Origin of the sequence: Pseudomonas quebecensis, from assembly GCF_026410085.1 — a bacterium.
Classification (GTDB): Bacteria; Pseudomonadota; Gammaproteobacteria; order Pseudomonadales; family Pseudomonadaceae; genus Aquipseudomonas; species Aquipseudomonas quebecensis.
This window is the reverse complement of record NZ_CP112866.1, coordinates 3913873-3936860: the sequence shown is the minus strand read 5'-3', so window position 1 is coordinate 3936860 and position 22988 is coordinate 3913873. Positions and strand designations below refer to the sequence as shown.

At 62.6% G+C, this 22988-nt stretch carries 21 protein-coding genes; 15 read left to right on the top strand and 6 right to left on the bottom strand.

The genetic code is table 11. From position 1 onward, the window contains the following. Positions 1–43: 43 nt before the first annotated feature. The 6 genes from OSC50_RS18340 to OSC50_RS18315 form a co-directional block, all read right to left on the bottom strand. A complete protein-coding gene (locus OSC50_RS18340; RefSeq protein WP_181079113.1) occupies positions 44–853 on the bottom strand; it encodes an ABC transporter permease in 810 nt (269 codons plus the stop codon). Continuing rightward, positions 843–1775, bottom strand: coding sequence for an ABC transporter permease (locus tag OSC50_RS18335; RefSeq protein ID WP_047881561.1), 933 nt, complete (start codon positions 1773–1775; stop codon positions 843–845). The genes OSC50_RS18340 and OSC50_RS18335 overlap by 11 nt, the downstream gene beginning before the upstream one ends. A gap of 1 nt (position 1776) precedes the next feature. After that, positions 1777–2811, bottom strand: a complete 1035-nt coding sequence (locus OSC50_RS18330) for an ABC transporter ATP-binding protein (RefSeq protein ID WP_253510863.1) — start codon at positions 2809–2811, stop codon at positions 1777–1779. 144 nt (positions 2812–2955) lie between these two features. Further along, on the bottom strand, positions 2956–4107 hold the full coding sequence (gene ydcS / locus OSC50_RS18325; RefSeq protein WP_181079121.1) for a putative ABC transporter substrate-binding protein YdcS: 1152 nt from the start codon (positions 4105–4107) through the stop codon (positions 2956–2958). A 71-nt stretch (positions 4108–4178) separates the two neighbouring features. Then, positions 4179–5636: a gamma-aminobutyraldehyde dehydrogenase gene (locus OSC50_RS18320; RefSeq protein WP_266248195.1), complete on the bottom strand. Its 1458-nt coding sequence runs from the start codon at positions 5634–5636 to the stop codon at positions 4179–4181. A 132-nt stretch (positions 5637–5768) separates the two neighbouring features. Then, positions 5769–6680: a LysR family transcriptional regulator gene (locus tag OSC50_RS18315; RefSeq protein WP_253510865.1), complete on the bottom strand. Its 912-nt coding sequence runs from the start codon at positions 6678–6680 to the stop codon at positions 5769–5771. Positions 6681–6847: 167 nt separating this feature from the next. Here OSC50_RS18315 and OSC50_RS18310 point away from each other — a divergent pair, with 167 nt between their 5' ends. The 15 genes from OSC50_RS18310 to OSC50_RS18240 all read left to right on the top strand — a co-directional run bounded on the left by OSC50_RS18310 (position 6848) and on the right by OSC50_RS18240 (position 22895). Beyond that, on the top strand, positions 6848–7555 hold the full coding sequence (locus tag OSC50_RS18310) for a tellurite resistance TerB family protein (protein WP_181079130.1): 708 nt from the start codon (positions 6848–6850) through the stop codon (positions 7553–7555). Positions 7556–7704: 149 nt separating this feature from the next. Beyond that, positions 7705–9327, top strand: coding sequence for a methyl-accepting chemotaxis protein (locus OSC50_RS18305; RefSeq protein WP_181079133.1), 1623 nt, complete (start codon positions 7705–7707; stop codon positions 9325–9327). Beyond that, on the top strand, positions 9327–9839 hold the full coding sequence (locus OSC50_RS18300; protein WP_181079136.1) for a chemotaxis protein CheW: 513 nt from the start codon (positions 9327–9329) through the stop codon (positions 9837–9839). Before OSC50_RS18305 ends, OSC50_RS18300 begins: the two co-directional genes overlap by 1 nt. Further along, positions 9836–11089, top strand: coding sequence for a CheR family methyltransferase (locus OSC50_RS18295; protein ID WP_266248198.1), 1254 nt, complete (start codon positions 9836–9838; stop codon positions 11087–11089). The genes OSC50_RS18300 and OSC50_RS18295 overlap by 4 nt, the downstream gene beginning before the upstream one ends. Further along, on the top strand, positions 11086–11784 hold the full coding sequence (locus OSC50_RS18290) for a chemotaxis protein CheW (protein ID WP_266248200.1): 699 nt from the start codon (positions 11086–11088) through the stop codon (positions 11782–11784). The genes OSC50_RS18295 and OSC50_RS18290 overlap by 4 nt, the downstream gene beginning before the upstream one ends. Continuing rightward, positions 11781–14048 (top strand): hybrid sensor histidine kinase/response regulator, encoded by a 2268-nt coding sequence (locus OSC50_RS18285; RefSeq protein WP_266248201.1) that lies wholly within the window; start codon positions 11781–11783, stop codon positions 14046–14048. Before OSC50_RS18290 ends, OSC50_RS18285 begins: the two co-directional genes overlap by 4 nt. Continuing rightward, positions 14045–15055: a chemotaxis response regulator protein-glutamate methylesterase gene (locus OSC50_RS18280; protein ID WP_181079147.1), complete on the top strand. Its 1011-nt coding sequence runs from the start codon at positions 14045–14047 to the stop codon at positions 15053–15055. Before OSC50_RS18285 ends, OSC50_RS18280 begins: the two co-directional genes overlap by 4 nt. A 51-nt stretch (positions 15056–15106) precedes the next feature. Then, positions 15107–16108 (top strand): response regulator, encoded by a 1002-nt coding sequence (locus OSC50_RS18275; protein WP_181079150.1) that lies wholly within the window; start codon positions 15107–15109, stop codon positions 16106–16108. Between the two features lie 163 nt (positions 16109–16271). After that, positions 16272–17367, top strand: a protein-coding gene (prfB, locus tag OSC50_RS18270) for a peptide chain release factor 2 (RefSeq protein ID WP_098100956.1) whose coding sequence is annotated in 2 segments (ribosomal slippage) — positions 16272–16343 and positions 16345–17367 — 1095 coding nt in all. Because the reading frame shifts where the segments join, the coding sequence is not laid out codon by codon here. 83 nt (positions 17368–17450) lie between these two features. Beyond that, the gene (gene lysS, locus OSC50_RS18265) at positions 17451–18953 is read left to right on the top strand and encodes a lysine--tRNA ligase (protein ID WP_181079152.1); all 1503 of its coding nucleotides are present in this window, start codon (positions 17451–17453) and stop codon (positions 18951–18953) included. A gap of 106 nt (positions 18954–19059) precedes the next feature. Continuing rightward, a complete protein-coding gene (locus tag OSC50_RS18260; protein ID WP_181079154.1) occupies positions 19060–19776 on the top strand; it encodes a TetR/AcrR family transcriptional regulator in 717 nt (238 codons plus the stop codon). Between the two features lie 15 nt (positions 19777–19791). Continuing rightward, positions 19792–20340 (top strand): hypothetical protein, encoded by a 549-nt coding sequence (locus OSC50_RS18255; RefSeq protein ID WP_266248204.1) that lies wholly within the window; start codon positions 19792–19794, stop codon positions 20338–20340. A gap of 21 nt (positions 20341–20361) precedes the next feature. After that, positions 20362–21639: a flavohemoglobin expression-modulating QEGLA motif protein gene (locus OSC50_RS18250; RefSeq protein ID WP_181079161.1), complete on the top strand. Its 1278-nt coding sequence runs from the start codon at positions 20362–20364 to the stop codon at positions 21637–21639. Positions 21640–21666: 27 nt separating this feature from the next. Beyond that, positions 21667–22572 carry an alpha/beta hydrolase gene (locus tag OSC50_RS18245; protein ID WP_266248206.1) on the top strand — a complete coding sequence of 302 codons (906 nt, stop codon included), beginning with the start codon at positions 21667–21669 and terminating at the stop codon, positions 22570–22572. Further along, complete coding sequence (locus OSC50_RS18240) at positions 22569–22895, top strand: PA3694 family proteiin (RefSeq protein WP_003172217.1); 327 nt, start codon at positions 22569–22571, stop codon at positions 22893–22895. Before OSC50_RS18245 ends, OSC50_RS18240 begins: the two co-directional genes overlap by 4 nt. The last annotated feature ends 93 nt before the right edge of the window (positions 22896–22988 follow it).

The window sequence follows — 22988 nt, the reverse complement described above, 5'->3', positions numbered from 1 at the left end:
AAGCCCCCTCCCACATTTGAACCGCGTTCCTTCAGTGGCCAAGTTATTTACCGCCACTCCCCGCCACGCTTTCACCGCCGCGGGTCAAGTAATAAGCGCCCAGGATCGGGAACATCGTCACCAGCATCACCAGCATCGCCACCACGTTGGTCACCGGCACATCCCGTGGCCGGCTCAACTGGTTGAGCAACCACAGCGGCAAGGTGCGTTCATGCCCGGCGGTGAAGGTGGTGACGATGATTTCGTCGAACGACAGCGCAAACGCGAGCATGCCGCCGGCCAGCAACGCCGAGCCCAGGTTGGGCATGATGATGTAGCGGAACGTCTGCCAGCCGTCGGCGCCCAGGTCCATCGACGCCTCGATCAGGCTGTGGGAGGTGCGGCGCAGGCGCGCGATGACGTTGTTGTAGACAATCACCACGCAAAAGGTCGCGTGGCCGACGATGATGGTGAACATCCCCGGCTCGATGCCCAGGGTCTTGAACGTCGCCAGCAGAGCGATACCGGTGATGATCCCCGGCAGCGCAATCGGCAGGATCAGCATCAGCGACACGCCCTGTTTGCCGAAGAACTCCCGTCGATACAAGGCCGCCGAGGCCAGCGTGCCGAGCACCATGGCGATCAGGGTGGCGATGGCAGCGATCTGCAGCGACAACTTGATCGCTTCCAGCACGTCGGGCCGTGCGAACGCCACGCTGAACCACTTCAGGGTAAAGCCCTGGGGCGGAAAGCTGAACGCGGCTTCTTCGGTGTTGAAGGCGTAGAGGAAGATGATCAGGATCGGAAAGTGCAGGAATAACAGGCCGCCCCAGGCGGCCATGCGCAAACCGAGAGTGGCTTTTTCAGAGTGCATCGAAGGCCCCCAGGCGTTTGACGATGGACAGGTAAATCGCGATCAGCACGATCGGCACCAGGGTGAACGCCGCCGCCATGGGCATATTGCCGATGGCACCTTGCTGCGCGTACACCATGCCGCCGACGAAGTAGCCCGGCGGGCCCACCAGTTGCGGCACGATAAAGTCGCCCAGGGTCAGCGAGAACGTGAAGATCGACCCGGCGGCGATCCCCGGCACCGACAGCGGCAGAATCACCTGCATAAAGGTCTGGCGCGGCTTGGCCCCCAGGTCGGCCGAGGCTTGCAGCAACGACGGCGGCAAACGCTCCAGGGACGCCTGAATCGGCAGAATCATGAACGGCAGCCAGATATAGACGAACACCATGAACCGTCCCAGGTGCGAGGTGCTCAAGGTGCTGCCGCCCACGCCGGGGATGCCCAGCACGAAATGCAGCAGCGGCTCCAGCCCCAGGTGCTGCACAAACCACTGCGCCACGCCGCCCTTGGCCAGCAGCAGGGTCCAGGCGTAGGCCTTGACGATGTAACTGGCCCACATCGGCATCATCACGGCGATGTAGAAAAACGCCTTGGTCTTGCCGGTGGTGTAGCGCGCCATGTAGTACGCAATCGGGAAGGCGACAATGGCGCTGGCAATCGACACCACGATCGCCATGCTCAGGGTGCGCAGGATGATGTCGAAGTTCGACGGCTGGAACAGCGCGGCGAAGTTGGCCAAGGTGAGGTCTGGAGTGACCGCCATGGTGAAGTCATCGAAGGTGTAGAAGCCCTGCCACAGCAGGGTCAGCAACGACCCCAGGTAGATCGCGCCGAACCAGATCAGCGGCGGCACCAGCAGCATTGCCAGGTACAGGTTGGGCTTGCGGTACAGCAGGTTGGAAAACCTGCGCATCGGCGCGTGTTGGGAAAGGGCCAGGCTCATGTCACACCTCGCCTGCGCTGTCAGTCAGCGGCGTCATGGCTTCCCGCGCCCAACGCGCGGTGAGGGGCTGGCCGACCTGATGGGCGCCGCTGGTGTCCAGCCACTGGTTGTTGGCCTGGCTGATGTTCAGGGTCTGGCCGTTGTCCAATTTCAGCTCAAAGCGGGTGGCGCTGCCCTGGTACTGGATGTCATGCAGCACGCCGCTGATCTCCACATCACCGGCGCCCAGCGGGCCTTCGGCAAACCGCACGTGCTCCGGGCGGATCGAAAACGGCTGGGCGCTGCCGCCCAGGCGCCGGGCCAGTTCGCCGCGGATCACGTTGGAGGTACCGACGAATTCGGCGACGAACGCCGTGGCCGGTTTCATGTACAGGTTGCGTGGAGTATCGACCTGTTCGATACGGCCCTTGTTGAACACCGCCACGCGGTCGGACATCGACAGCGCTTCGGTCTGGTCGTGGGTCACGAAGATAAAAGTGATGCCGAGCTGGCGTTGCAGCTTTTTCAGCTCGCTTTGCATTTGTTCGCGCAGCTTGAGGTCGAGGGCGCCCAATGGCTCGTCGAGCAACAGCACGCGCGGACGATTGACCAGCGCCCGGGCCAGGGCTACCCGTTGGCGTTGGCCGCCGGAGAGCTGCACGGGTTTGCGCTCACCGTAGCCGCCCAGCGCCACCATGCCCAAGGCTTCCTCGGCGCGGTTGAGGCGTTCGGCCTTGCCTACGCCCTTTACCTTCAGACCGTAGGCCACGTTGTCGCGCACATTCATATGGGGGAACAGTGCGTAATCCTGAAACACGGTGTTTACGTCGCGCTGATACGGCGGCAGGCCGGCGGCTTCCTCGCCATGAATGCGGATCGAGCCGGCGCTCGGTTGCTCGAAACCGGCAATCAGGCGCAGGCAAGTGGTCTTGCCCGAGCCGGAGGGGCCGAGCATGGAAAAGAACTCGCCGTCCTGGATATCGATGGACACCCGGTCAACGGCCTTCACTTCGCCGAATTGACGGGAAACGTGGGTGAATTGGACTGCAAGCGTCATGGTGCGGTGCTCCAAAAAGGCGCGGGTCGTCGCAGCGGCCCGGCCTGGACTTCTGAAAAAACAAAACATCTGTGAGTGCGGTCAACGTGGGAGGGGGCTTGCCCCCCCCCTCCCACAGGAGACCTTCAAATAACCTGAAGGTCGTTACCGGCCGCCCATGATCGCGATGTAATCCTGGGTCCAGCGGCTATACGGCACGAACTTGCCACCCTCGGCCTGCGGGGTTTTCCAGAAGGCGATTTTGTCGAATTGGTCGAAGCCATTGGTCTTGCAACCCTCGGCGCCGAGCAGTTCGCTCTCCTTGCACGCGGCCGGCACCGCCGGCAGCGAGCCGAACCATGCGGCGACATCGCCCTGGACCTTCGGCTGCAGCGACCAGTCCATCCACTTGTAGGCGCAGTTGGGGTGTTTGGCCTCGCTGTGCAGCATGGTGGTGTCGGCCCAGCCGGTGGCGCCTTCCTTGGGAATAGTCGAGGCGATCGGTTGTTTCTCGTTGACCAGCCCGTTGACCTGATATGGCCAGGCGCTGGAGGCCACCACGCCCTCGTTCTTGAAGTCACTCATCTGCACGGTGGTGTCGTGCCAATAGCGGTGAATCAACGGTTGCTGGGCACGCAGCAGGTCAAGCACGGCCTTGTACTGGGCTTCGGTCAGTTCGTAGGGGCTCTGGATGCCCAGCTCCGGCTGGGTGGCCTTGAGGTACAGCGCCGCATCGGCAATGTAGATCGGGCCGTCATACGCCTGCACGCGGCCCTTGTTCGGCTTGCCGTCCGGCAGGTTCTGCGGGGCGAACAGCACGCTCCAACTGGTGGGTGCGGTCTTGAACACGGTGGTGTTGTACATCAGCACATTCGGCCCCCACTGGTACGGGGTGCCGTAGGTCTGCTGGCCGACCACGTACCACGGCGCATCCTTGAGACGCGGGTCGATGTTTTTCCAGTTGGGAATCAGCGCCGTATTGATCGGCTGCACACGCTTGCCGACGATCAACCGCAGCGACGCATCGCCGGAGGCGGTCACCAGGTCATAGCCGCCTTTGGCCATCAGGCTGACCATTTCGTCAGAGGTGGCGGCGGTTTTCACATTGACCTTGCAGCCGGTTTCCTTCTCGAAACCGCTGACCCAATCGTAGGCTTTGTCGCTTTCGCCACGTTCGATATAGCCGGGCCAGGCGACGATATCCAATTGGCCTTCGCCGGCGCCGAGTGCTTTGAGCGGTTCGGCGGCCTGCAGGCTGGCGCTGGCCAGCAGCGCGGTGGTCAAGGCACTGAGCAGTGCGGTCTTGTGCGCGGACATGGGGGTTCCCTCTTCTTTAATTATGGTCGGGGCAGTGTGTGAAGCCGTGACGCATGAGCTTAGTTGTTGTTTTAAAGGTGCTGACCGTGACGCGCCATGATGTGGCGCACCACGCTGTAGTCTTGTAGTGAGTCGCTCGACAGATCTTTCCCATACCCCGAACGCTTCAAGCCGCCATGGGGCATTTCGCTGACCAGCATGAAATGGCTGTTGATCCAGGTGCAGCCGTATTGCAGGCGCGCGGCCACTTGCATGGCTTTGTCCAGGTTCTGGGTCCACACCGACGAAGCCAGGCCGTATTCGGAGTCGTTGGCCCAGTCCACCGCTTGCTCCAATTCATCGAAGCGGGTCACGGTGACCACCGGGCCGAATACTTCGCGCTGGACGATTTCATCGCCTTGCTTGCAACCGGCCAGCAGCGTGGGTTGGTAGTAGAAACCGGCACCGGAATGCACCGCGGCGCCGGTGACCCGTTCGATATGGGGCTGGCCGAGGGCGCGCTCGACGAAACTGGCGACGCGGTCGCGCTGGCGTGTGCTGATCAGCGGGCCGAGTTCGTTATCGGCATCGCGTTTGCCGGCAAAGCGCAGGCTGCTGACAGCGGCGCCCAGTTCGGCGACCAATTTGTCGTGAATCCCGGCCTGGGCGTAGATGCGGCACGCGGCAGTGCAGTCCTGCCCGGCGTTGTAATAGCCATAGGCGCGCACACCCTCGACCACGGCCTGCAGGTCGGCGTCGTTGCACACGATCACCGGTGCCTTGCCGCCCAGTTCCAGGTGCGTGCGTTTCAGGGTCTTGGACGCGGCTTGCAGAATCTTCTGGCCAGTGACGATATCGCCGGTCAGCGACACCATGCGCACCTTGGGGTGGCTGACCAGATGGCCGCCAACGCCTTCGCCGCCGCCGCACAGAATGTTGATCACCCCGCGTGGCAACAGCGCTTTAAGCACGGGCGCCAGGGCCAGGATCGACAACGGCGTGTGTTCCGACGGCTTGAACACCAGGGTATTGCCGGCGGCCAGGGCGGGGGCGATTTTCCATGCGGCCATCATCAGCGGGTAGTTCCACGGCGCAATCGAGGCCACCACGCCAATCGGGTCGCGCCGCACCATGCTGGTGTAGCCCGGCAGGTATTCGCCGCTCAGTTGGCCGGTCTGGCAACGCACCGCGCCGGCGAAGAAACGGAACACGTCCACCGTCGCGCTCAAATCATCCTGGCGCGCCAGATGCAACGGCTTGCCGCAGTTCAGCGATTCCAGGCGGGCCAGGTAGTCGGCTTGTTTTTCGATGGCATCGGCGATGCCCAGCAGCAGGTTGGAGCGTTGCTGCGGCGTGGTGCGTGACCAACCGGCAAATGCACGATGGGCGGCGAGGATGGCGCTTTCGACTTGCTCGGTGCTGGCTTCGGCGATGTGAGTCAGCACGTCACCGGTGGCCGGGTTGAGGATCGGCTCGACAAATCCTTGGCCCTGAACCAATTCGCCGTCGATCAGCAACGCAGTGAGCAGCGGGGTGGGCGCGCCGGACATTTTTCGCGATCTCTTTTCTTGTGTGGCCATGGGCGTTCTCTTACAAGGCGCCCGGCCTTCTCTTATGGATGAGCCGAGAGTAGAGCGCGGGCGCGAGGTCAACAAATACTAAATACTGAATGCAGCATTCGATTAAATAGATGGCTTGCGTGGGTGTGGCTGTTCGCGCGCCACGGTGAGGAACGGGTCCACCAGGGTTGGCCGTGCGGTGCCACGGCGCCAGGCCAGGCCCACGTCGAGGGTCTGACTGAGGTCGGCAATCGGCCGCGCTTCGATGATGTCGCCTTCCAGCGACCATGGGCGGTAGGTCATGTCCGGCTGGATCGACACCCCCAGGCCCGCCGCCACCAGGCTGCGCACCGCTTCGGTGGAGGCCGTGCGCAGGGTCACGCGCGGTTGCAGGCCGGCGCCGGCCCACAGGCGCTGGGCGTTATGGTCCATTTCGTCGACGTTCAGTTGAATCAACGGTTCGCGCGCCACGTCGGCGAGGTTGATGCTGTCGTGTTCCAGCAATGGATGCTGCGCCGGCAGCCACAGGCGATGAGGTGAATGGGTCAGGACTTCGGTCTGCAGGGCGTGACGATCTTCAAGGTTGGAGAGGATCAGCACACCCACGTCGATTTCGCCGCTGACCAGTAAGTGCTCGATATACGGCCGCTCGTCTTCCATCACGCGGATTTCCACATTGGGGTAGGCGCGTTGGAAGCGGGTCAGCAGGTCGGCTAGATAATAGCCGGCCACCAGGCTGGTCACGCCGATGATCAATTGCCCGGCTACCTGGTCGGTGCTCTGTTGCAGGCTGCGCTTGGCGTTGTCGACGGTGGCGAGAATCAGGTGCGCCTGACGCAGGAACTGATGGCCCTGGTGGGTCAGGGTCATGCCCTTGGCGTGGCGATTGAACAGGTTGACGCCAATCTCCTGCTCCAGTTGCTGGATCGCCAGGGTCAGAGTCGACTGGGAAATGAACGCAGTCTGCGCTGCGGCGGAGATCGAGCCGGTCTCGGCCACCGCAATGAAGTGGCGAATTTGACGCAAGGTCATCATGCGGGAATTACCAGAAGGCTGTTTTTATAGATGTGCGCGAGTGTATATCGGTTTTAGCGAAGGGCAGCGGCGTTACATCTGGAAGCACTCTAGATCCAGGTTTTTTGGCACTTAGTTTTACGCTGGCGGCCTATTGGTCCTATGAACTCAAGTATCTGGAGGCTGTTATGAACACCCGTGGATTGCTCGATCAGTTGCTCAAGTCCGGCCAGGACATGTTGCAGAACAAGGCCGGCGGCCAGCGCAAACAGGAAGACAAGGGCGCCTTGGGCGGTCTGCTCGGCGGTGGCGGCCTGGGCAGTCTGCTCGGTGGCTCCGGTGGCGGGGCCCTGGCGGCCGGTGCCATGGGGCTGTTGCTGGGCAACAAGAAAGCCCGCAAATTCGGCGGCAAGGCGCTGACCTACGGCGGGCTGGCCGCCTTGGGCGTCATCGCCTACAAAGCCTACGGTAACTGGCAGGCGCAACAGGCCAGCGCGCCCCAGGGCGAGCCGCAGACCATCGACCGTCTGCCACCGGCCCAGGCCGAGCAGCACAGTCAGGGCATCCTCAAGGCATTGGTCGCGGCCGCCAAGGCCGACGGGCATGTGGATGAGCGCGAGCGCGCACTGATCGAAGGCGAATTCACCAAGCTGGACAACGACCGCGAATTGCAGCATTGGCTGCACGCCGAACTGAACAAGCCCCTGGACCCTGCCGATGTCGCCCGCGCCGCCGGCACCCCGGAAATGGCCGCCGAGATGTACATCGCCAGTGTGATGCTGGTGGATGAGGAAAACTTTATGGAAAAGGCCTATCTGGATGAATTGGCGCGCCAGCTCAAACTGGAGCCGGGCTTGAAGCTGGAACTGGAAAAGCAGGTACGCCTTAACCCATAACCACCGGTTTCAAACAAAGTATGGGAGGGGGCTGCCCCTCCCACCGACGTTTTAGTGTTTATGTCGGTACCCCACCAAAACCCATTCATAAATGAGCGCTGCTGCTCAGCTATACTCCCCCCATTTGAATGGGCCTTCGAGGAATTACTGTGAAGAACTGGACCTTGCGCCAACGGATCCTGGCAAGTTTTGCGGTCGTTATCGCCATCATGCTGTTAATGGTCGTGGTCTCCTATTCACGGTTAATGAAAATCGAAGCCGGGCAAGAGGCCGTGCGCGATGACGCGGTGCCGGGGGTGTATCTCAGTTCCATGATCCGCAGCGCATGGGTCGACAGTTATCTGCTGACCCTCGATATCATCGGCATGCGTGAAGACAAGACCCTCACCAGCGCCGACAAGAGCGATTATCAGAGTTTTGAAAAGCGCATCGAACAGCAGATGGCCAACTACGAGAAAACCATCGGCAACCAGGCCGACCGCATGGAGTTCGATAACTTCAAGGCTGCGCACATCAATTACAACAAGGTTCTGGCCCAGGTGATCGAGCGCATCCAGGCCAATGATTTGCCGGCCGCGCACGACCTGCTCGAAGAGCAACTGACGCCTGTCTGGACCGAAGGCCGTATGAAGCTCAATGATATCATCACCGAAAACAAAGGCGTGTCCGACAACGCCACCTCCGCTATCGATGAAGCCGTAGCTGCCGCCAAAGTCAGCATGTTCGTGTCCCTGGCCGTGGCGATCCTCGCCGCCGGCCTGTGCGGCCTGCTGCTGATGCGCGCGATCATGTCGCCGATGCAGCGTATCGTCGAAATCCTCGAAACCATGCGCACCGGCGATCTGAGCAAACGCCTGAACCTGTCGCGCAAGGACGAATTCAACGCGGTGGAAACCGGCTTCAACGACATGATGACCGAGCTGACCGCCCTGGTGTCCCAGGCCCAGCGCTCGTCGGTGCAGGTGACCACTTCGGTTACCGAGATCGCCGCCACCTCCAAGCAGCAACAGGCCACCGCCACCGAAACCGCCGCGACCACCACCGAGATCGGCGCCACGTCCCGCGAAATCGCCGCCACCTCCAAGGACCTGGTGCGCACCATGACCGAAGTCTCGACCGCCGCCGACCAGGCATCGGTGGCCGCAGGTTCCGGCCAGCAGGGCCTGGCGCGCATGGAAGAAACCATGCACTCGGTGATGGGCGCCGCCGACCTGGTCAACGCCAAGTTGGCGATCCTCAACGAGAAGGCCGGCAACATCAACCAGGTGGTGGTCACCATCGTCAAGGTCGCCGACCAGACCAACCTGCTGTCGCTCAATGCCGCCATCGAAGCCGAGAAGGCCGGTGAGTACGGGCGCGGCTTTGCCGTGGTGGCCACCGAGGTGCGGCGCCTGGCCGACCAGACCGCCGTGGCGACTTACGATATCGAGCAGATGGTGCGTGAGATCCAGTCGGCGGTGTCGGCCGGGGTGATGGGCATGGACAAATTCTCCGAGGAAGTGCGTCGAGGCATGTTCGAAGTGCAGCAGGTGGGCGAGCAGCTGTCGCAGATCATTCATCAGGTCCAGGCGCTGGCGCCGCGGGTGCTGATGGTTAACGAAGGCATGCAGGCCCAGGCCACCGGTGCCGAGCAGATCAACCATGCGCTGGTGCAACTGGGCGACGCCAGCAGCCAGACCGTGGAGTCTCTGCGTCAGGCCAGCTTCGCCATCGATGAACTGAGCCAGGTTGCGGTGGGTCTGCGCAGCGGCGTGTCGCGTTTCAAAGTCTGATGAGCGACCTCGCGGCTAAACGCGGCGCCGTCCCGGCAGCGAAAAAAGCGTTGTTCCTGGTATTTCATATCGGCAGCGAACGCTATGCCCTGCGGGCCACCGAAGTGGCCGAAGTGCTGCCGCGCCTGCCGCTCAAGCCCATCGCTCACGCGCCTGCGTGGGTGGCGGGGATTTTTGCCCATCGGGGCGCGCTGGTGCCGGTGATCGACCTCAGCGCCCTGGCTTTCGGCACACCGGCCCAGGCCCGCACCAGCACGCGGCTGGTACTGGTGCACTACCAGCCGCAGCCCTGGGTTGCGGCGCGCCGGCTGGGGCTGATTCTGGAGCAGGCCACCGACACCCTGCGTTGCGGCCTTGAAGAGTTCCAAGCGTATGGCCTGGACAACCGCGAGGCGCCGTACCTGGGGCTGGTGCGTGAGGATGCACAGGGCTTGATGCAGTGGATCGGCGTCAACGATCTGCTCACCGACGACGTGCGTGCCCTGTTGTTCGCCGACGAGCAAAGCCTATGAGTAACGACCCGCGCTTTTTCGCTTTTCTCAAGGAGTGCATAGGCCTGGACGTTGCGTCGGTGGGCGAGGCCATCATCGAGCGCGCGGTGCGCCAGCGCAGCAAAGCTGTCGAGGCGCGCACGCCGGATGATTACTGGCAGCACCTGCAGCGCTCCCACGACGAGCAGCAGGCGCTGATCGAAGCGGTGATCGTCCCTGAAACCTGGTTTTTCCGTTACCCCGAATCCTTTGCAACCCTGGCGCGCCTGGCCTGCACGCGCCTGGCCGAGATCAACCAGATGCGTGCGCTGCGCATCCTGAGCCTGCCGTGTTCCACCGGCGAAGAACCTTACTCGATCGCCATGGCCTTGCTCGATGCCGGCCTGGCGCCGCATCAGTTCAAGGTGCAGGGCGTCGACGTCAGCCCACTGTCGGTGGAGCGCGCCCGGCGCGGCGTGTACGGCAAAAATTCGTTTCGCGGCGGCGACCTGGCGTTTCGCGAGCGCCACTTCACCGAGCATGGCGACGGTTACCACATCGCCGAGCGCGTGCGTGAGCAGGTGCGCCTGCAAGTGGGCAACCTGCTCGACCCGGCGCTGCTGGCCAGTGAGGCCAGTTATGACTTCGTGTTCTGCCGCAACCTGTTGATCTACTTCGACCAACCGACCCAACAGCAAGTGTTCGACGTGCTCAAGCGCTTGACCCACGTTGACGGCGTGCTGTTCATCGGCCCGGCCGAGGGCAGTCTGCTTGGACGTCATGGCATGCGTTCGATTGGCGTGCCGCAGTCCTTTGCCTTCAGCCGACATGTCGAGCCGACCAAGCCGGCGCCGACCTTTGTACCGACGCCCAGGCCGCAACGCAGCGCGGCACCGATTCCCGCCAAGCCTCGGCCGTTCAGCACGGTGAGTGCCCAGGTGATGCCGATCCAGGTGCCGCCGTCCGAGGCGGGCACCTTGCTCAGCCGTATCGCGACCCTGGCCAACGAAGGCAAAAGTGCCGAAGCGCGTGCTGCGTGCGAACAATATTTGAGCAACCACCCGCCGGCCGCCCAGGTGTTCTATTGGCTGGGGCTGCTCAGCGATGTGGAAGGTAGCGCCCTGCAGGCGCAGGGGTATTATCGAAAAGCCTTGTACCTGGAACCCCAGCATCCGCAGGCCCTGATGCAGTTGGCCGCGTTGCTGGAGTCCCAGGGCGACCGTGCGGGGGCGCGTCGTTTGCAGGCGCGGGCCGTGCGCAGCGAGCGAGCTGACAGTGAGTCCAAACCATGAGTAGTGACGCGCTCGACACCACCGGCCTGGACCTGACCCTGGCCGACACCCAAGCCATCGACGATTGCTGGAATCGCATCGGCATCCATGGCGACAAATCCTGCCCGCTGCTGGTGGAGCATATCCACTGCCGGAACTGCTCGGTGTATTCCGCCGCCGCCACGCGCCTGCTGGACCGCTATGCGTTGCAGCAGGGCGATCATCGCGCCCACGTCGCCGAGACAGTCGACGAGGACGTGGTCACCCGTTCACTGCTCATGTTCCGCCTTGGCGAGGAGTGGCTCGGTATCGCTACCCGTTGCCTGGTGGAAGTGGCACCGCTGCAACCGATTCACTCCTTGCCCCACCAGCGCTCACGCGCCCTGCTCGGCGTGGCCAATGTGCGCGGTGCGCTGGTGGCGTGCCTCTCGCTGGTGGAACTGCTTGGCCTGGACGCCGCCGGCGCTGGCCCCGTTGGCGGGCGCAGCATGCCGCGGATGTTGATCATTGCCGCCCAGGATGGCCCGGTGGTGGTGCCGGTGGATGAAGTGGACGGTATCCACGCCATCGACGAGCGCATGCTGAGCGCGGCGTCGGTGTCCGGCACCCAGGCCAGCGCGCGCTACACCCAGGGCGTGCTGCAGTGGAAAGGCCGCAGTCTGCGTTGGCTGGACGAGGCACAATTGCTGTCTGCCGTGACCCGGAGCCTTACATGACCCCCGACCAGATGCGCGATGCCTCGCTGCTGGAGCTGTTCAGCCTGGAAGCCGATGCGCAGACCCAGGTGCTGAGCGCGGGGCTGCTGGCGCTGGAGCGTAACCCGACCCAGGCCGACCAGCTTGAGGCCTGCATGCGCGCGGCCCACTCCCTCAAGGGCGCGGCGCGCATCGTGGGGGTGGATGCCGGGGTCAGCGTGGCCCACGTCATGGAGGACTGCCTGGTCAGCGCCCAGGAAAGCCGTCTGTACCTGCAACCTGAACATATCGATGCGTTGCTGCAAGGCACCGACCTGCTGATGCGCATCGCCACGCCTGGTAATAACGTAGGGCCGGCGGATATCGAGGCATACGTGGCGTCGATGGAGCGCTTGCTGGACCCCGCGCAACCGAGCGCCGCAATCGCGCCGCCGACGGTACCCGAGCCGGCGCCCGAAGCACTGGCGCCGGAACCCGAGCCGGCACCGCCCGTCGCCAGCGACCCGCCGCGCCAAGGCAAGCGCATGACCGAGGGCGGCGAGCGCGTGCTGCGCGTGACCGCCGAGCGCTTGAACAGCCTGCTGGACCTGTCGAGCAAGTCCCTGGTGGAAACCCAGCGACTCAAGCCGTACCTGGTCAGCCTGCAGCGCCTCAAGCGTATTCAAAGCCAGAGCGTGCGCGCCCTCGACACCCTGGACGGTCAGCTCAAGACCCAGCACTTGAACCTCGAAGCCCAGGAGGCCCTGACCGATGCACGCCGCCTGTTGGCAGAAGCCCAGGCGCTGCTCGCGGAAAAAACCGCCGAGCTCGATGAGTTCGGCTGGCAGGCCGGGCAGCGCGCCCAGGTGCTTTATGACACCGCGCTGGCCTGTCGCATGCGTCCATTTGCCGACGTACTTGGTGGGCAAGTGCGCATGGTGCGCGACCTTGGCCGCAGCCTGGGTAAGCAGGTGCGTCTGGAGATCGAAGGCGAGAAAACCCAGGTCGATCGCGACGTGCTGGAAAAGCTCGAAGCGCCACTCACGCATTTATTGCGCAATGCCGTCGATCACGGCATCGAAATGCCCGAGCAGCGCAGACTGGCGGGCAAACCGGCCGAAGGGCTGATCCGCCTGCGCGCCTCCCACCAGGCGGGGTTGCTGGTGCTGGAACTGAGCGACGACGGCAATGGGGTGGACCTGGAGCGCCTGCGCGGCACTATCGTCGAGCGCAAGCTGTCGCCGCTGGAAACCGCGTTGCGCTTGAGCGAGGAGGAGTTGCTGACGTTCCTGTTCCTTCCGGGGTTCAGCCTGCGCGACAAAGTCACCGAGGTCTCCGGGCGCGGCGTCGGGTTGGACGCGGTGCAGCATATGGTGCGCCAGTTGCGCGGCGCGGTGGTGCTGGAGCAGACGGCGGGGCAGGGCAGCCGCTTCCATCTGGAGGTGCCGCTGACCCTGTCGGTGGTGCGCAGCCTGGTGGTGGAGGTCGGCGAAGAGGCGTATGCGTTCCCGCTGGCGCATATCGAGCGCATGTGCGACCTGGCGCCCGAGGACATTGTGCAATTGGAAGGGCGCCAGCATTTCTGGCACGAAGGCCGGCATGTCGGCCTGGTCGCCGCCAGCCAGCTGCTGCAGCGCCCGGCGGGGCAGAGCCCTTCAGAGACGCTGAAAGTGGTGGTGATCCGCGAGCGTGACGCGGTGTACGGTATCGCGGTGGAGCGTTTCATCGGCGAGCGCACGCTCGTGGTGTTGCCGCTGGACGATCGCCTGGGCAAGGTTCAGGACATTTCCGCCGGTGCGTTGCTCGACGACGGCTCGGTGGTGTTGATCGTCGATGTCGAAGACATGCTGCGCTCGGTGGACAAGTTGCTCAATACCGGCCGCCTGGAGCGCATTGCCCGCCGCAGCCAGCAGACCACCGAAGCACCGCGCAAACGCGTGCTGGTGGTCGATGACTCGCTCACGGTGCGTGAACTGCAACGCAAATTGTTGCTTAATCGTGGCTACGAAGTGGCCGTGGCCGTCGATGGCATGGACGGCTGGAACGCCTTGCGTTCCGAGGACTTCGACCTGCTGATCACTGACATTGATATGCCCCGCATGGACGGTATCGAATTGGTCACACTCTTGCGCCGTGACAGTCGCCTGCAATCGTTGCCGGTGATGGTGGTGTCTTACAAAGACCGCGAAGAAGACCGCCGGCGCGGGCTCGACGCCGGGGCCGACTATTATCTGGCCAAGGCCAGTTTCCACGACGACGCCTTGCTTGATGCGGTGATGGAACTGATCGGAGGCGCGCGGGCATGAGGATCGCCATCGTCAACGACATGCCCCTGGCGGTCGAGGCCTTGCGCCGTGCGTTGAGTTTCGAGCCGACGCATGAGGTGGTGTGGGTCGCCAACAATGGCCTGGACGCGGTGCAGCGCTGCGCCGAGCTGACCCCGGACCTGATCCTGATGGACATGATCATGCCGGTGATGGACGGCGTGGAGGCCACGCGCCAGATCATGGCCGAGACCCCGTGTGCGATCCTGATCGTGACCGTCGACCGCCAGGCCAACGTGAGTCGTGTGTTCGAAGCCATGGGGCATGGCGCCCTTGATGTGGTGGATACACCGGCGCTGGGCGTGGGCAACCCCAGGGATGCGGCCGCGCCGTTGCTGCGCAAGATCCTCAATATCGGTTGGCTGATCGGCCAGCGCGGCAGCCGTGTGCGCGCTGAAGTCGCGCCCCCGCGCCATGAGGGTAAACGCCAGCGCCTGGTGGCCATCGGCTCATCGGCGGGTGGTCCTGCGGCCCTGGAAACCCTGCTCAAGGGCTTGCCCCGGGATTTCCCTGCCGCCATTGTGCTGGTCCAGCACGTCGATCAGGTATTCGCCGCCGGCATGGCCGAATGGCTCGGCAGCGCTTGCGGCCTGCCGGTGCGCCTGGCCCGTGAAGGTGAGCCGCCCCAGAGCGGGGTGGTGTTGCTGGCCGGCACCAACCATCACATTCGTTTATTGAAGAACGGTACGCTGGCCTATACCGCCGAGCCGGTGAACGAGATCTATCGCCCTTCGATCGACGTGTTTTTCGAGAGCGTCGCCAGCCACTGGAATGGCGATGCCGTCGGCGTATTGCTGACCGGCATGGGCCGTGACGGGGCCCAGGGCCTCAAGTTGCTGCGTGAACAAGGTTATTTGACCATCGCCCAGGATCAGCAGAGCTCGGCGGTGTATGGCATGCCCAAAGCGGCGGCGGCAATCGATGCCGCTGTTGAAATTCGCCCACTGGATAGAATTGCGCCTCGTCTGCTGGAGGTCTTTGCACAATGAGCAAGGCCTTGCGCGGTGCTGGTTTGCAGGTGGTAATTCAGGTGACTGCAGATGAATGACTTACAGATCGACGATATCAAGACCGACGAAAACGCCGCCATGGTGTTGCTGGTCGACGACCAGGCCATGATCGGCGAAGCCGTCCGGCGTGGCCTGGCCCAGGAAGAAAACATCGACTTCCATTTCTGCGCCGACCCGCACCAGGCGATTGCCCAGGCCATCCGCATCAAGCCCACGGTAATCCTGCAGGACCTGGTGATGCCCGGCCTCGACGGCCTGACCCTGGTGCGTGAGTACCGCAATCACCCGGCCACGGCGAACATCCCGATCATCGTGCTCTCCACCAAGGAAGACCCGCTGATCAAGAGCGCGGCCTTTGCAGCCGGCGCCAACGATTATTTGGTCAAACTGCCGGACAATATCGAGCTGGTGGCGCGCATCCGCTATCACTCGCGTTCCTACATGACCCTGTTGCAGCGTGATGCGGCGTACCGTGCGTTGCGGGTCAGCCAGCAACAGTTGCTGGACACCAACCTGGTGCTGCAACGGTTGATGAACTCCGATGGCTTGACCGGGTTGTCCAACCGCCGCCACTTCGACGAATACCTGGAGCTGGAATGGCGCCGCGCCATGCGCGACCAGACCCAGTTGTCGCTGCTGATGATCGACGTGGATTTCTTCAAGACCTACAACGACAGCTTCGGCCACGTCGAAGGCGACGAAGCCCTGCGCAAGGTGGCCGACACCATCCGCGAAGCCAGCAGCCGCCCGTCGGACCTGCCGGCGCGCTACGGCGGCGAAGAGTTCGCCCTGGTGCTGCCCAACACTTCGCCGGGTGGCGCGCGTTTGGTGGCGGAGAAACTGCGCATGGCCGTCGCCGCGTTGAACATCCCGCACAACGCCCCGACCGAGGGTTCGTGCCTGACCGTCAGCATCGGCCTGTCGACCATGACGCCGCAGCAGGGCTCCAGTTGCCGGCAGGTGATCATGGCCGCTGACAAGGGGCTGTACACGGCCAAGCACAATGGGCGCAATCAGGTCGGTATCGAGTGACCTGAGGCTATGCTCAACTCACTGTGGGAGAGGGCAAGCCCGCTCTTACAGTGGATTTCCATGGGAGTTGAAACCGCCTTTTCGGCTCAGCGGGCTGCCGTTTCCAGCTGTTTGCCGTTATACTCGCCGGCTTTCAAAAGTTCGCCAACGAGTGCTGCCCGCCATGGAAATCAACCCGATCCTTAACACCATCAAGGACTTGTCCGAGCGCTCCGAAACTATTCGGGGGTATCTTTGACTACGATCAAAAGCATGAGCGTCTGACCGAGGTCAATCGCGAGCTTGAAGATCCGAGTGTCTGGAACAAACCTGAATACGCCCAGGAGCTGGGTCGCGAGCGCGCTGCGCTGGCGCAGATCGTCGACACCCTCGATGAGCTGAACACCGGCCTGGCCGATTGCCGTGACCTGCTGGACATGGCCGTTGAAGAAAACGACGAAGGCGCAGTGGGCGATGTGGTCGCCGAGCTGGCCCGTCTCGAGGAGAACCTCGCCAAGCTCGAATTCCGCCGCATGTTCAGCCACGAAATGGACCCGAACAACGCCTACCTGGACATCCAGGCCGGTTCCGGCGGCACCGAGGCCCAGGACTGGGCCAACATCCTGCTGCGCATGTACCTGCGCTGGGCCGACAAACGCGGCTTCGACGCGACCATCATGGAGCTGTCGGCCGGTGAAGTGGCCGGCATCAAGGGCGCGACCGTGCACATCAAGGGCGAGTACGCCTTTGGCTGGCTGCGTACCGAGATCGGCGTGCACCGCCTGGTGCGCAAGAGCCCGTTCGACTCCGGCAACCGTCGTCACACCTCATTCTGCGCAGTGTTCGTCTCGCCCGAGATCGATGACAAAGTGGAAATCGAGATCAACCCGGCGGACCTGCGGATCGATACCTATCGCTCCTCCGGTGCCGGTGGTCAGCACGTTAACACCACCGACTCGGCCGTGCGGATTACCCACGTACCGACCAACACCGTGGTCAGCTGCCAGAACGAACGCTCCCAGCACGCCAACAAGGACACCGCCATGAAAATGCTGCGGGCCAAGTTGTACGAGCAGGAAATGCAAAAGCGCAACGCCGCGTCCCAGGCGCTGGAAGACACCAAGTCGGACATCGGCTGGGGTCACCAGATCCGCTCCTATGTGCTTGATGCCTCGCGGATCAAGGATCTGCGCACTAACATCGAACGCAGCGACTGCGACAAGGTGCTCGACGGCGATATCGACGAGTACCTGGAAGCCAGCCTGAAGTCCGGCCTGTAACACCCTCTGTGGGAGCGGGCTTGCCCGCGATCCCCAGGCCGAAGGCCTGGGGGCAACGAACCTGTGATGGAAAATCTAAAGACATGAGCGACCAACAACTCGACCCGCAAGCCCTGCAACAGGAAGAAAACTCCCTGATCGCCCTGCGCAAGGAAAAGCTTGCTGCCGAGCGCGCCAAGGGCAACGCCTTCCCCAACGACTTCCGCCGCGACAACTACTGCGATGCCTTGCAGAAACAGTACGCGGACAAGACCAAGGAAGAGCTGGCTGAAGCGGCGATCCCGGTCAAGGTGGCAGGTCGCATCATGCTCAACCGTGGCTCGTTCATGGTGATCCAGGACATGACCGGGCGTATCCAGGTCTACGTCAACCGCAAGACCCTGTCCGAAGAAACCCTGGCCTCGGTGAAAACCTGGGACATGGGCGACATCATCGCCGCCGAAGGCACCCTGGCCCGTTCCGGCAAGGGCGACCTGTACGTGGAAATGACCAACGTGCGCCTGCTGACCAAGTCCTTGCGCCCGCTGCCGGACAAGCACCACGGCCTGACCGACACCGAGCAGCGCTATCGCCAGCGCTACGTCGACCTGATCGTCAACGAAGACGTACGCCACACCTTTCGCGTCCGTTCGCAGATCATCGCCCACATCCGCAGTTTCCTGATGCAGCGTGACTTCCTGGAAGTGGAAACGCCGATGCTGCAAACCATCCCCGGCGGTGCCGCAGCCAAACCGTTCGAAACCCACCACAACGCGCTGGACATGGAAATGTTCCTGCGTATCGCGCCTGAGCTGTACCTCAAGCGCCTGGTGGTCGGTGGCTTCGAAAAGGTCTTCGAGATCAACCGCAACTTCCGCAACGAAGGCGTCTCGACCCGTCACAACCCTGAATTCACCATGTTGGAGTTCTACCAGGCGTACGCCGACTATGAAGACAACATGGACCTGACCGAAGAACTGTTCCGCGAGCTGGCGCAGCTGGTCCTGGGCAGCACCGACGTGCCGTACGGCGACAAGGTGTTCCACTTCGGCGAGCCGTTCGTGCGCCTCTCGGTGTTCGATTCGATCCTCAAGTACAACCCCGAGCTGACCGCCGATGACCTGAACGACATCGACAAGGCTCGCGCCATCGCCAAGAAAGCCGGCGCCAAGGTGCTGGGCTTCGAAGGCCTGGGCAAACTGCAGGTGATGATTTTCGAAGAGCTGGTGGAGCACAAGCTGGAGCAGCCGCACTTCATTACCCAGTACCCGTTCGAAGTGTCGCCGCTGGCCCGTCGCAACGATGACAACCCGAACGTCACCGACCGTTTCGAGCTGTTCATCGGCGGCCGCGAAATCGCCAACGCCTACTCCGAGTTGAACGACGCGGAAGACCAGGCCGAGCGCTTTATGGCCCAGGTGGCCGACAAGGATGCTGGCGATGACGAAGCCATGCACTACGACGCCGACTTCGTTCGCGCCCTGGAATACGGCATGCCGCCGACCGCCGGTGAAGGGATCGGCATCGATCGCCTGGTGATGTTGTTGACCAACTCGCCGTCGATCCGCGATGTGATCCTGTTCCCGCACATGCGGCCACAAGCGTAACCGTAGCGAAATCCAGAGCCGCCTTTTATAAGGCGGCTTTTTTATGTGGCGTCTATAAGCGTCAAGCAAACAGCGCCAGGTTTTGATCTGTTCAAGGATGTAAGTCGTGAACCGCGTAACCCCACAAGAAGGCGCCGCCGGCATTGCTGCTGCCGTGGTTGAAAGCGTCCAGTACCAGGGCCGCAAGGCCAGTCGCCAAGGCAGCGAGCAGCGCCGGCAAGATATTCTGGATGCCGCCATGCGCATCGTGGTGCGCGATGGCGTGCGGGCCGTGCGCCATCGCGCGGTGGCGGCCGAGGCGGGGGTGCCGCTGTCGGCGACCACCTATTACTTCAAAGACATTGACGACCTGCTCACCGACACCTTCGCCCAGTACGTGGAGCGCAGCGCCGCGTTCATGGGCAAGCTGTGGGTGCGTAACGAAGGTTTGCTGCGCGAGATGGTTGCCTATGGCGATGGCAGCCCGCAGTCGCGTTCGCAGTTGGCGGACGACATCGCGCGCTTGACCGCCGATTACGTCATGCGCCAATTGACCAACCGCCGTGAGCACTTGATGGCCGAACAGGCGTTCCGTCAGGAAGCCTTGCTCAACCCGCGCCTGGCGCAACTGGTGCGTTCCCATCAACAGATCCTGCTGCAGGGCACCGGGCAGTTTTTCCAGGTACTGGGTTCCCGCGAGCCGCAACAGGATGCCAAGGTGTTGACGGCGATTATCGGTCGGATGGAATATCAGGGCCTGCTGGGCGGCCCGGAGCCTCTGACCGCTGACGAGATGCTTGAGATTCTCAAGCGTTATATGCATTTGGTGTTGGCCTCGGTCTGACACCGGGGGAGTCCAATGAAAACCTGGCGTGTGGCGGTAATCGCCGTGTGGTTCCTGTTGCTCGGGGGTTGCCTGGTAACGTTCAAGGACCCGTTGCCCGCCCATGAGGCGGCGCCGGATGAATTGCTGGGCCATTGGACCAGCAGGAATGCCTGGGGCGAACCGCTCAATCTGCAAATCAGCCGCGCCGGTGAGCACCGTTACAAGGCGGTGAGCTACCCTAAAGCCTCGCCGACGCAGCGCGATGAGTACCTGTTTACCGTGACGCGTCATGGCAGCCGCTGGTACCTGTCGGCACCGTTGCCGGCCAGGTTCGGAGGGCACTATTTTCTGGCGGGATTCGAGTTCGACGATAAGCACGAATTGGTGGTCTATAACCTGGACCTCGAGCAGATTCGCCAGGCCATCGGGCAACAGCGACTGCAGGGCAGCCCCGTGGACACCGTCGAAGGCGCCGGTGTACGGGTCGACAGTGCCATGAACCAGGTGTTTGCCTACCTGGATGATCCGGCCAATGCCGATGTGTTCGTTGAAGCCGTGCGCTACCGGCGCGCGGGTCAATAACGTTTAAAGAGGAAATACCGGGTGGACGATTACCAGCAGACGATACGCACCTTGTCCGATCGCATTGTGCTGGCGCAAACCCCGATCCGCGTCCTCGACGCCGTGAAGTGGGACGAGAACATCCGTCAGGGGTTTCTCAAGGCCAAGGGCAAAGCCATGCCGGCCGTGGATCGCGACTATTACCTGAACCGGCCGCTGTCCTTCGACTCCAGCGCGGTGAAGCTGGAATTTCAGAATATCGAGCGTGACATCACCCGCCGTCTCGGCCAATTCAGCCCGGTCGGGCAGATCATGCGCCGCATGTGCAAGGAATACCGCATGGTGGTGCGCATGCTGGAGGCCCGGGGCACCGAGGATTTCGGCCTGATCTCCCAGGAACTGTACGGCGCTGCCTCCGATGCGTTCCACGCCGGCGACCCGACCCTGGCGGACCTGGGCCTGATGCTCTCCGATTACTTGAACAATATCGATGGCCGTGGCGACCTCAAGGACGAAGCCAAGACCCTGACCGCCAAGGACGCCGTGGCCCTGCTGCAGACCCGCCTGAACAAGGTATTCGGCGAGGCCGAGGAAACCATCCGCGTGTTCGAGTCCGACGGTATCGTCGCCGACGCGGCGGCGGGAGCCGACTACATCAAGATCCGCGCCGACGCGATGTTCAACGACCGCGATGTGCGCGCATTGGAAGTGCATGAAGGCCTGGTGCATGTGGGCACCACGCTCAACGGCCAGAACCAGCCGATCTGCACGTTCCTGTCCAAGGGGCCGCCGTCGTCGACCGTGACCCAGGAAGGGTTGGCGATCCTGATGGAGATCATTACCTTTGCCTCTTACCCCAGCCGCTTGCGCAAATTGACCAACCGCACGCGCGCCATCCATATGGTGGAGGAGGGCGCCGACTTCCTGCAGGTGTTCGAATTCTTCCGTGAGCAAGGCTTTGAAATGGCTGAAAGCTACGGCAACGCCAGCCGCGTGTTCCGTGGCTCGGTGCCGACCGGTCTGCCGTTTACCAAGGACCTGTCTTACCTCAAGGGCTTTATCATGGTCTACAACTACATCCAGTTGGCCGTGCGCAAAGGCAAGCTGGAACAGGTGCCGCTGCTGTTCTGCGGCAAGACCACCCTGGAAGACATGCGCACCCTGCGCCAACTGGTAGACGAAGGCCTGGTGGTGCCGCCCAAATACCTGCCCGATCAATTCCGTGACATGAACGCCCTGGCGGCATGGATGTGTTTCTCCAACTTCCTTAACCACCTGAGCCTGGATCGGATCGAGGCGGACTACTCCAATATCCTTTAAATGCTGTTATTCACGAGGCTTCAACGGATGAGAATCCTCGGCATTCTGTGCCTGCTACTCACATTGAACGGCTGCAGCTCGCTCTTGTTCTATCCCGAACCCGGCCTGCCGTTCACGCCGGAAAAAGCGCGCCTGGACTACCGCGACATCACCCTGACCACCGCCGACGGCGTCCAGCTGCACGCTTGGTGGTTGCCGGCCAAACCCGGCGTGCCGCTCAAGGGCACGGTGCTGCATCTGCACGGCAACGGTGGCAACCTGGCCTGGCACTTGGGCGGCAGTTGGTGGTTGCCGGAGCAGGGTTACCAAGTGCTGCTGCTGGACTACCGTGGTTATGGGTTATCGCAGGGCAAACCGTCGCTACCGGCGGTTTATCAAGACGTGGACGCGGCGTTCCGCTGGATCGATAAGGCCCCTGAAACCCAAGGCCAGCCCTTGATAGTCCTGGGTCAAAGCCTGGGCGGCGCGCTCGCCGTGCATTACCTGGCGGCGCACCCGCAGCGTCAGGCCCAGCTCAAGGCGCTGGTGCTGGACGGCGTGCCGGCCAGTTATCGTGACGTAGGACAATTCGCCTTGAGCACCTCTTGGCTAACATGGCCGTTGCAAGTGCCCTTATCCTGGCTCGTGCCCGACGCGGACAGTGCGATCAATGCCATGCCCCAGTTGAGCGGCGTGCCTAAACTGTTGTTTCACAGCCTCGATGACCCGATCGTGCCCGTGGCCAATGGCATCCGCCTGTACCAGGCCGCACCGCCGCCCAGAGTCTTGCAATTGACCCGGGGCGGGCATGTGCAGACCTTTGCCGATAAAACCTGGCAAACCGTGATGCTGCGCTATCTGGACGACCCGCAACATTTCAATAGCCTGCGGCGCCTGGGCGAAATTCCGAACTATCCGACTCCTAACGTTGATCCATCAGAGAGCCCGCAATGAGCGAAGAACGCAACATGATCCCGCTGATCCTCACCGGCATCGGCACCATCATCGGTACCGTCGGTTGCCTGTGGTATTACGGCTACCTGCACTTCGCCAAACCGGAAGACGCGCTGTTGCTCAGCGATTTCACCATGCTCAAGACCGTGCCGGGCGAAGACTACAAGATCTCCCTGACCCCGGCCGCCCAAGTGGCACAGTGCGTGGATGGTGTGCTGGTCATGTTCGATACCGAGCAGAAAGGCCTGAGCGGCGTGCTGGTGAATAATAAAAAACAGGCGGTGCGTTGCATGGGCCAGGAGACCCCGCAGTTGCAGCAATAGTTGGCTCGATGCCCACGCTATTGCAAATAGCTGGAACCCTTGCGCCTCAGTCGCCACTCACGGGGCAGTCAGCCTGGCTGACCCACCCTTTGG

What these genes read in the sequence shown, in the direction of transcription:
- OSC50_RS18290 (WP_266248200.1), top strand. Translation starts at nt 11,086, where the DNA reads ATGAGTAGTGACGCGCTCGACACCACCGGCCTGGACCTGACCCTGGCC.
- OSC50_RS18335 (WP_047881561.1), bottom strand. Translation starts at nt 1,775, where the DNA reads ATGAGCCTGGCCCTTTCCCAACACGCGCCGATGCGCAGGTTTTCCAAC.
- OSC50_RS18310 (WP_181079130.1), top strand. Translation starts at nt 6,848, where the DNA reads ATGAACACCCGTGGATTGCTCGATCAGTTGCTCAAGTCCGGCCAGGAC.
- OSC50_RS18340 (WP_181079113.1), bottom strand. Translation starts at nt 853, where the DNA reads ATGCACTCTGAAAAAGCCACTCTCGGTTTGCGCATGGCCGCCTGGGGC.
- OSC50_RS18285 (WP_266248201.1), top strand. Translation starts at nt 11,781, where the DNA reads ATGACCCCCGACCAGATGCGCGATGCCTCGCTGCTGGAGCTGTTCAGC.
- OSC50_RS18320 (WP_266248195.1), bottom strand. Translation starts at nt 5,636, where the DNA reads ATGTCCGGCGCGCCCACCCCGCTGCTCACTGCGTTGCTGATCGACGGC.
- lysS (WP_181079152.1), top strand. Translation starts at nt 17,451, where the DNA reads ATGAGCGACCAACAACTCGACCCGCAAGCCCTGCAACAGGAAGAAAAC.
- OSC50_RS18295 (WP_266248198.1), top strand. Translation starts at nt 9,836, where the DNA reads ATGAGTAACGACCCGCGCTTTTTCGCTTTTCTCAAGGAGTGCATAGGC.
- OSC50_RS18275 (WP_181079150.1), top strand. Translation starts at nt 15,107, where the DNA reads ATGAATGACTTACAGATCGACGATATCAAGACCGACGAAAACGCCGCC.
- OSC50_RS18330 (WP_253510863.1), bottom strand. Translation starts at nt 2,811, where the DNA reads ATGACGCTTGCAGTCCAATTCACCCACGTTTCCCGTCAATTCGGCGAA.
- OSC50_RS18315 (WP_253510865.1), bottom strand. Translation starts at nt 6,680, where the DNA reads ATGATGACCTTGCGTCAAATTCGCCACTTCATTGCGGTGGCCGAGACC.
- OSC50_RS18240 (WP_003172217.1), top strand. Translation starts at nt 22,569, where the DNA reads ATGAGCGAAGAACGCAACATGATCCCGCTGATCCTCACCGGCATCGGC.
- OSC50_RS18245 (WP_266248206.1), top strand. Translation starts at nt 21,667, where the DNA reads ATGAGAATCCTCGGCATTCTGTGCCTGCTACTCACATTGAACGGCTGC.
- OSC50_RS18255 (WP_266248204.1), top strand. Translation starts at nt 19,792, where the DNA reads ATGAAAACCTGGCGTGTGGCGGTAATCGCCGTGTGGTTCCTGTTGCTC.
- ydcS (WP_181079121.1), bottom strand. Translation starts at nt 4,107, where the DNA reads ATGTCCGCGCACAAGACCGCACTGCTCAGTGCCTTGACCACCGCGCTG.
- OSC50_RS18300 (WP_181079136.1), top strand. Translation starts at nt 9,327, where the DNA reads ATGAGCGACCTCGCGGCTAAACGCGGCGCCGTCCCGGCAGCGAAAAAA.
- OSC50_RS18280 (WP_181079147.1), top strand. Translation starts at nt 14,045, where the DNA reads ATGAGGATCGCCATCGTCAACGACATGCCCCTGGCGGTCGAGGCCTTG.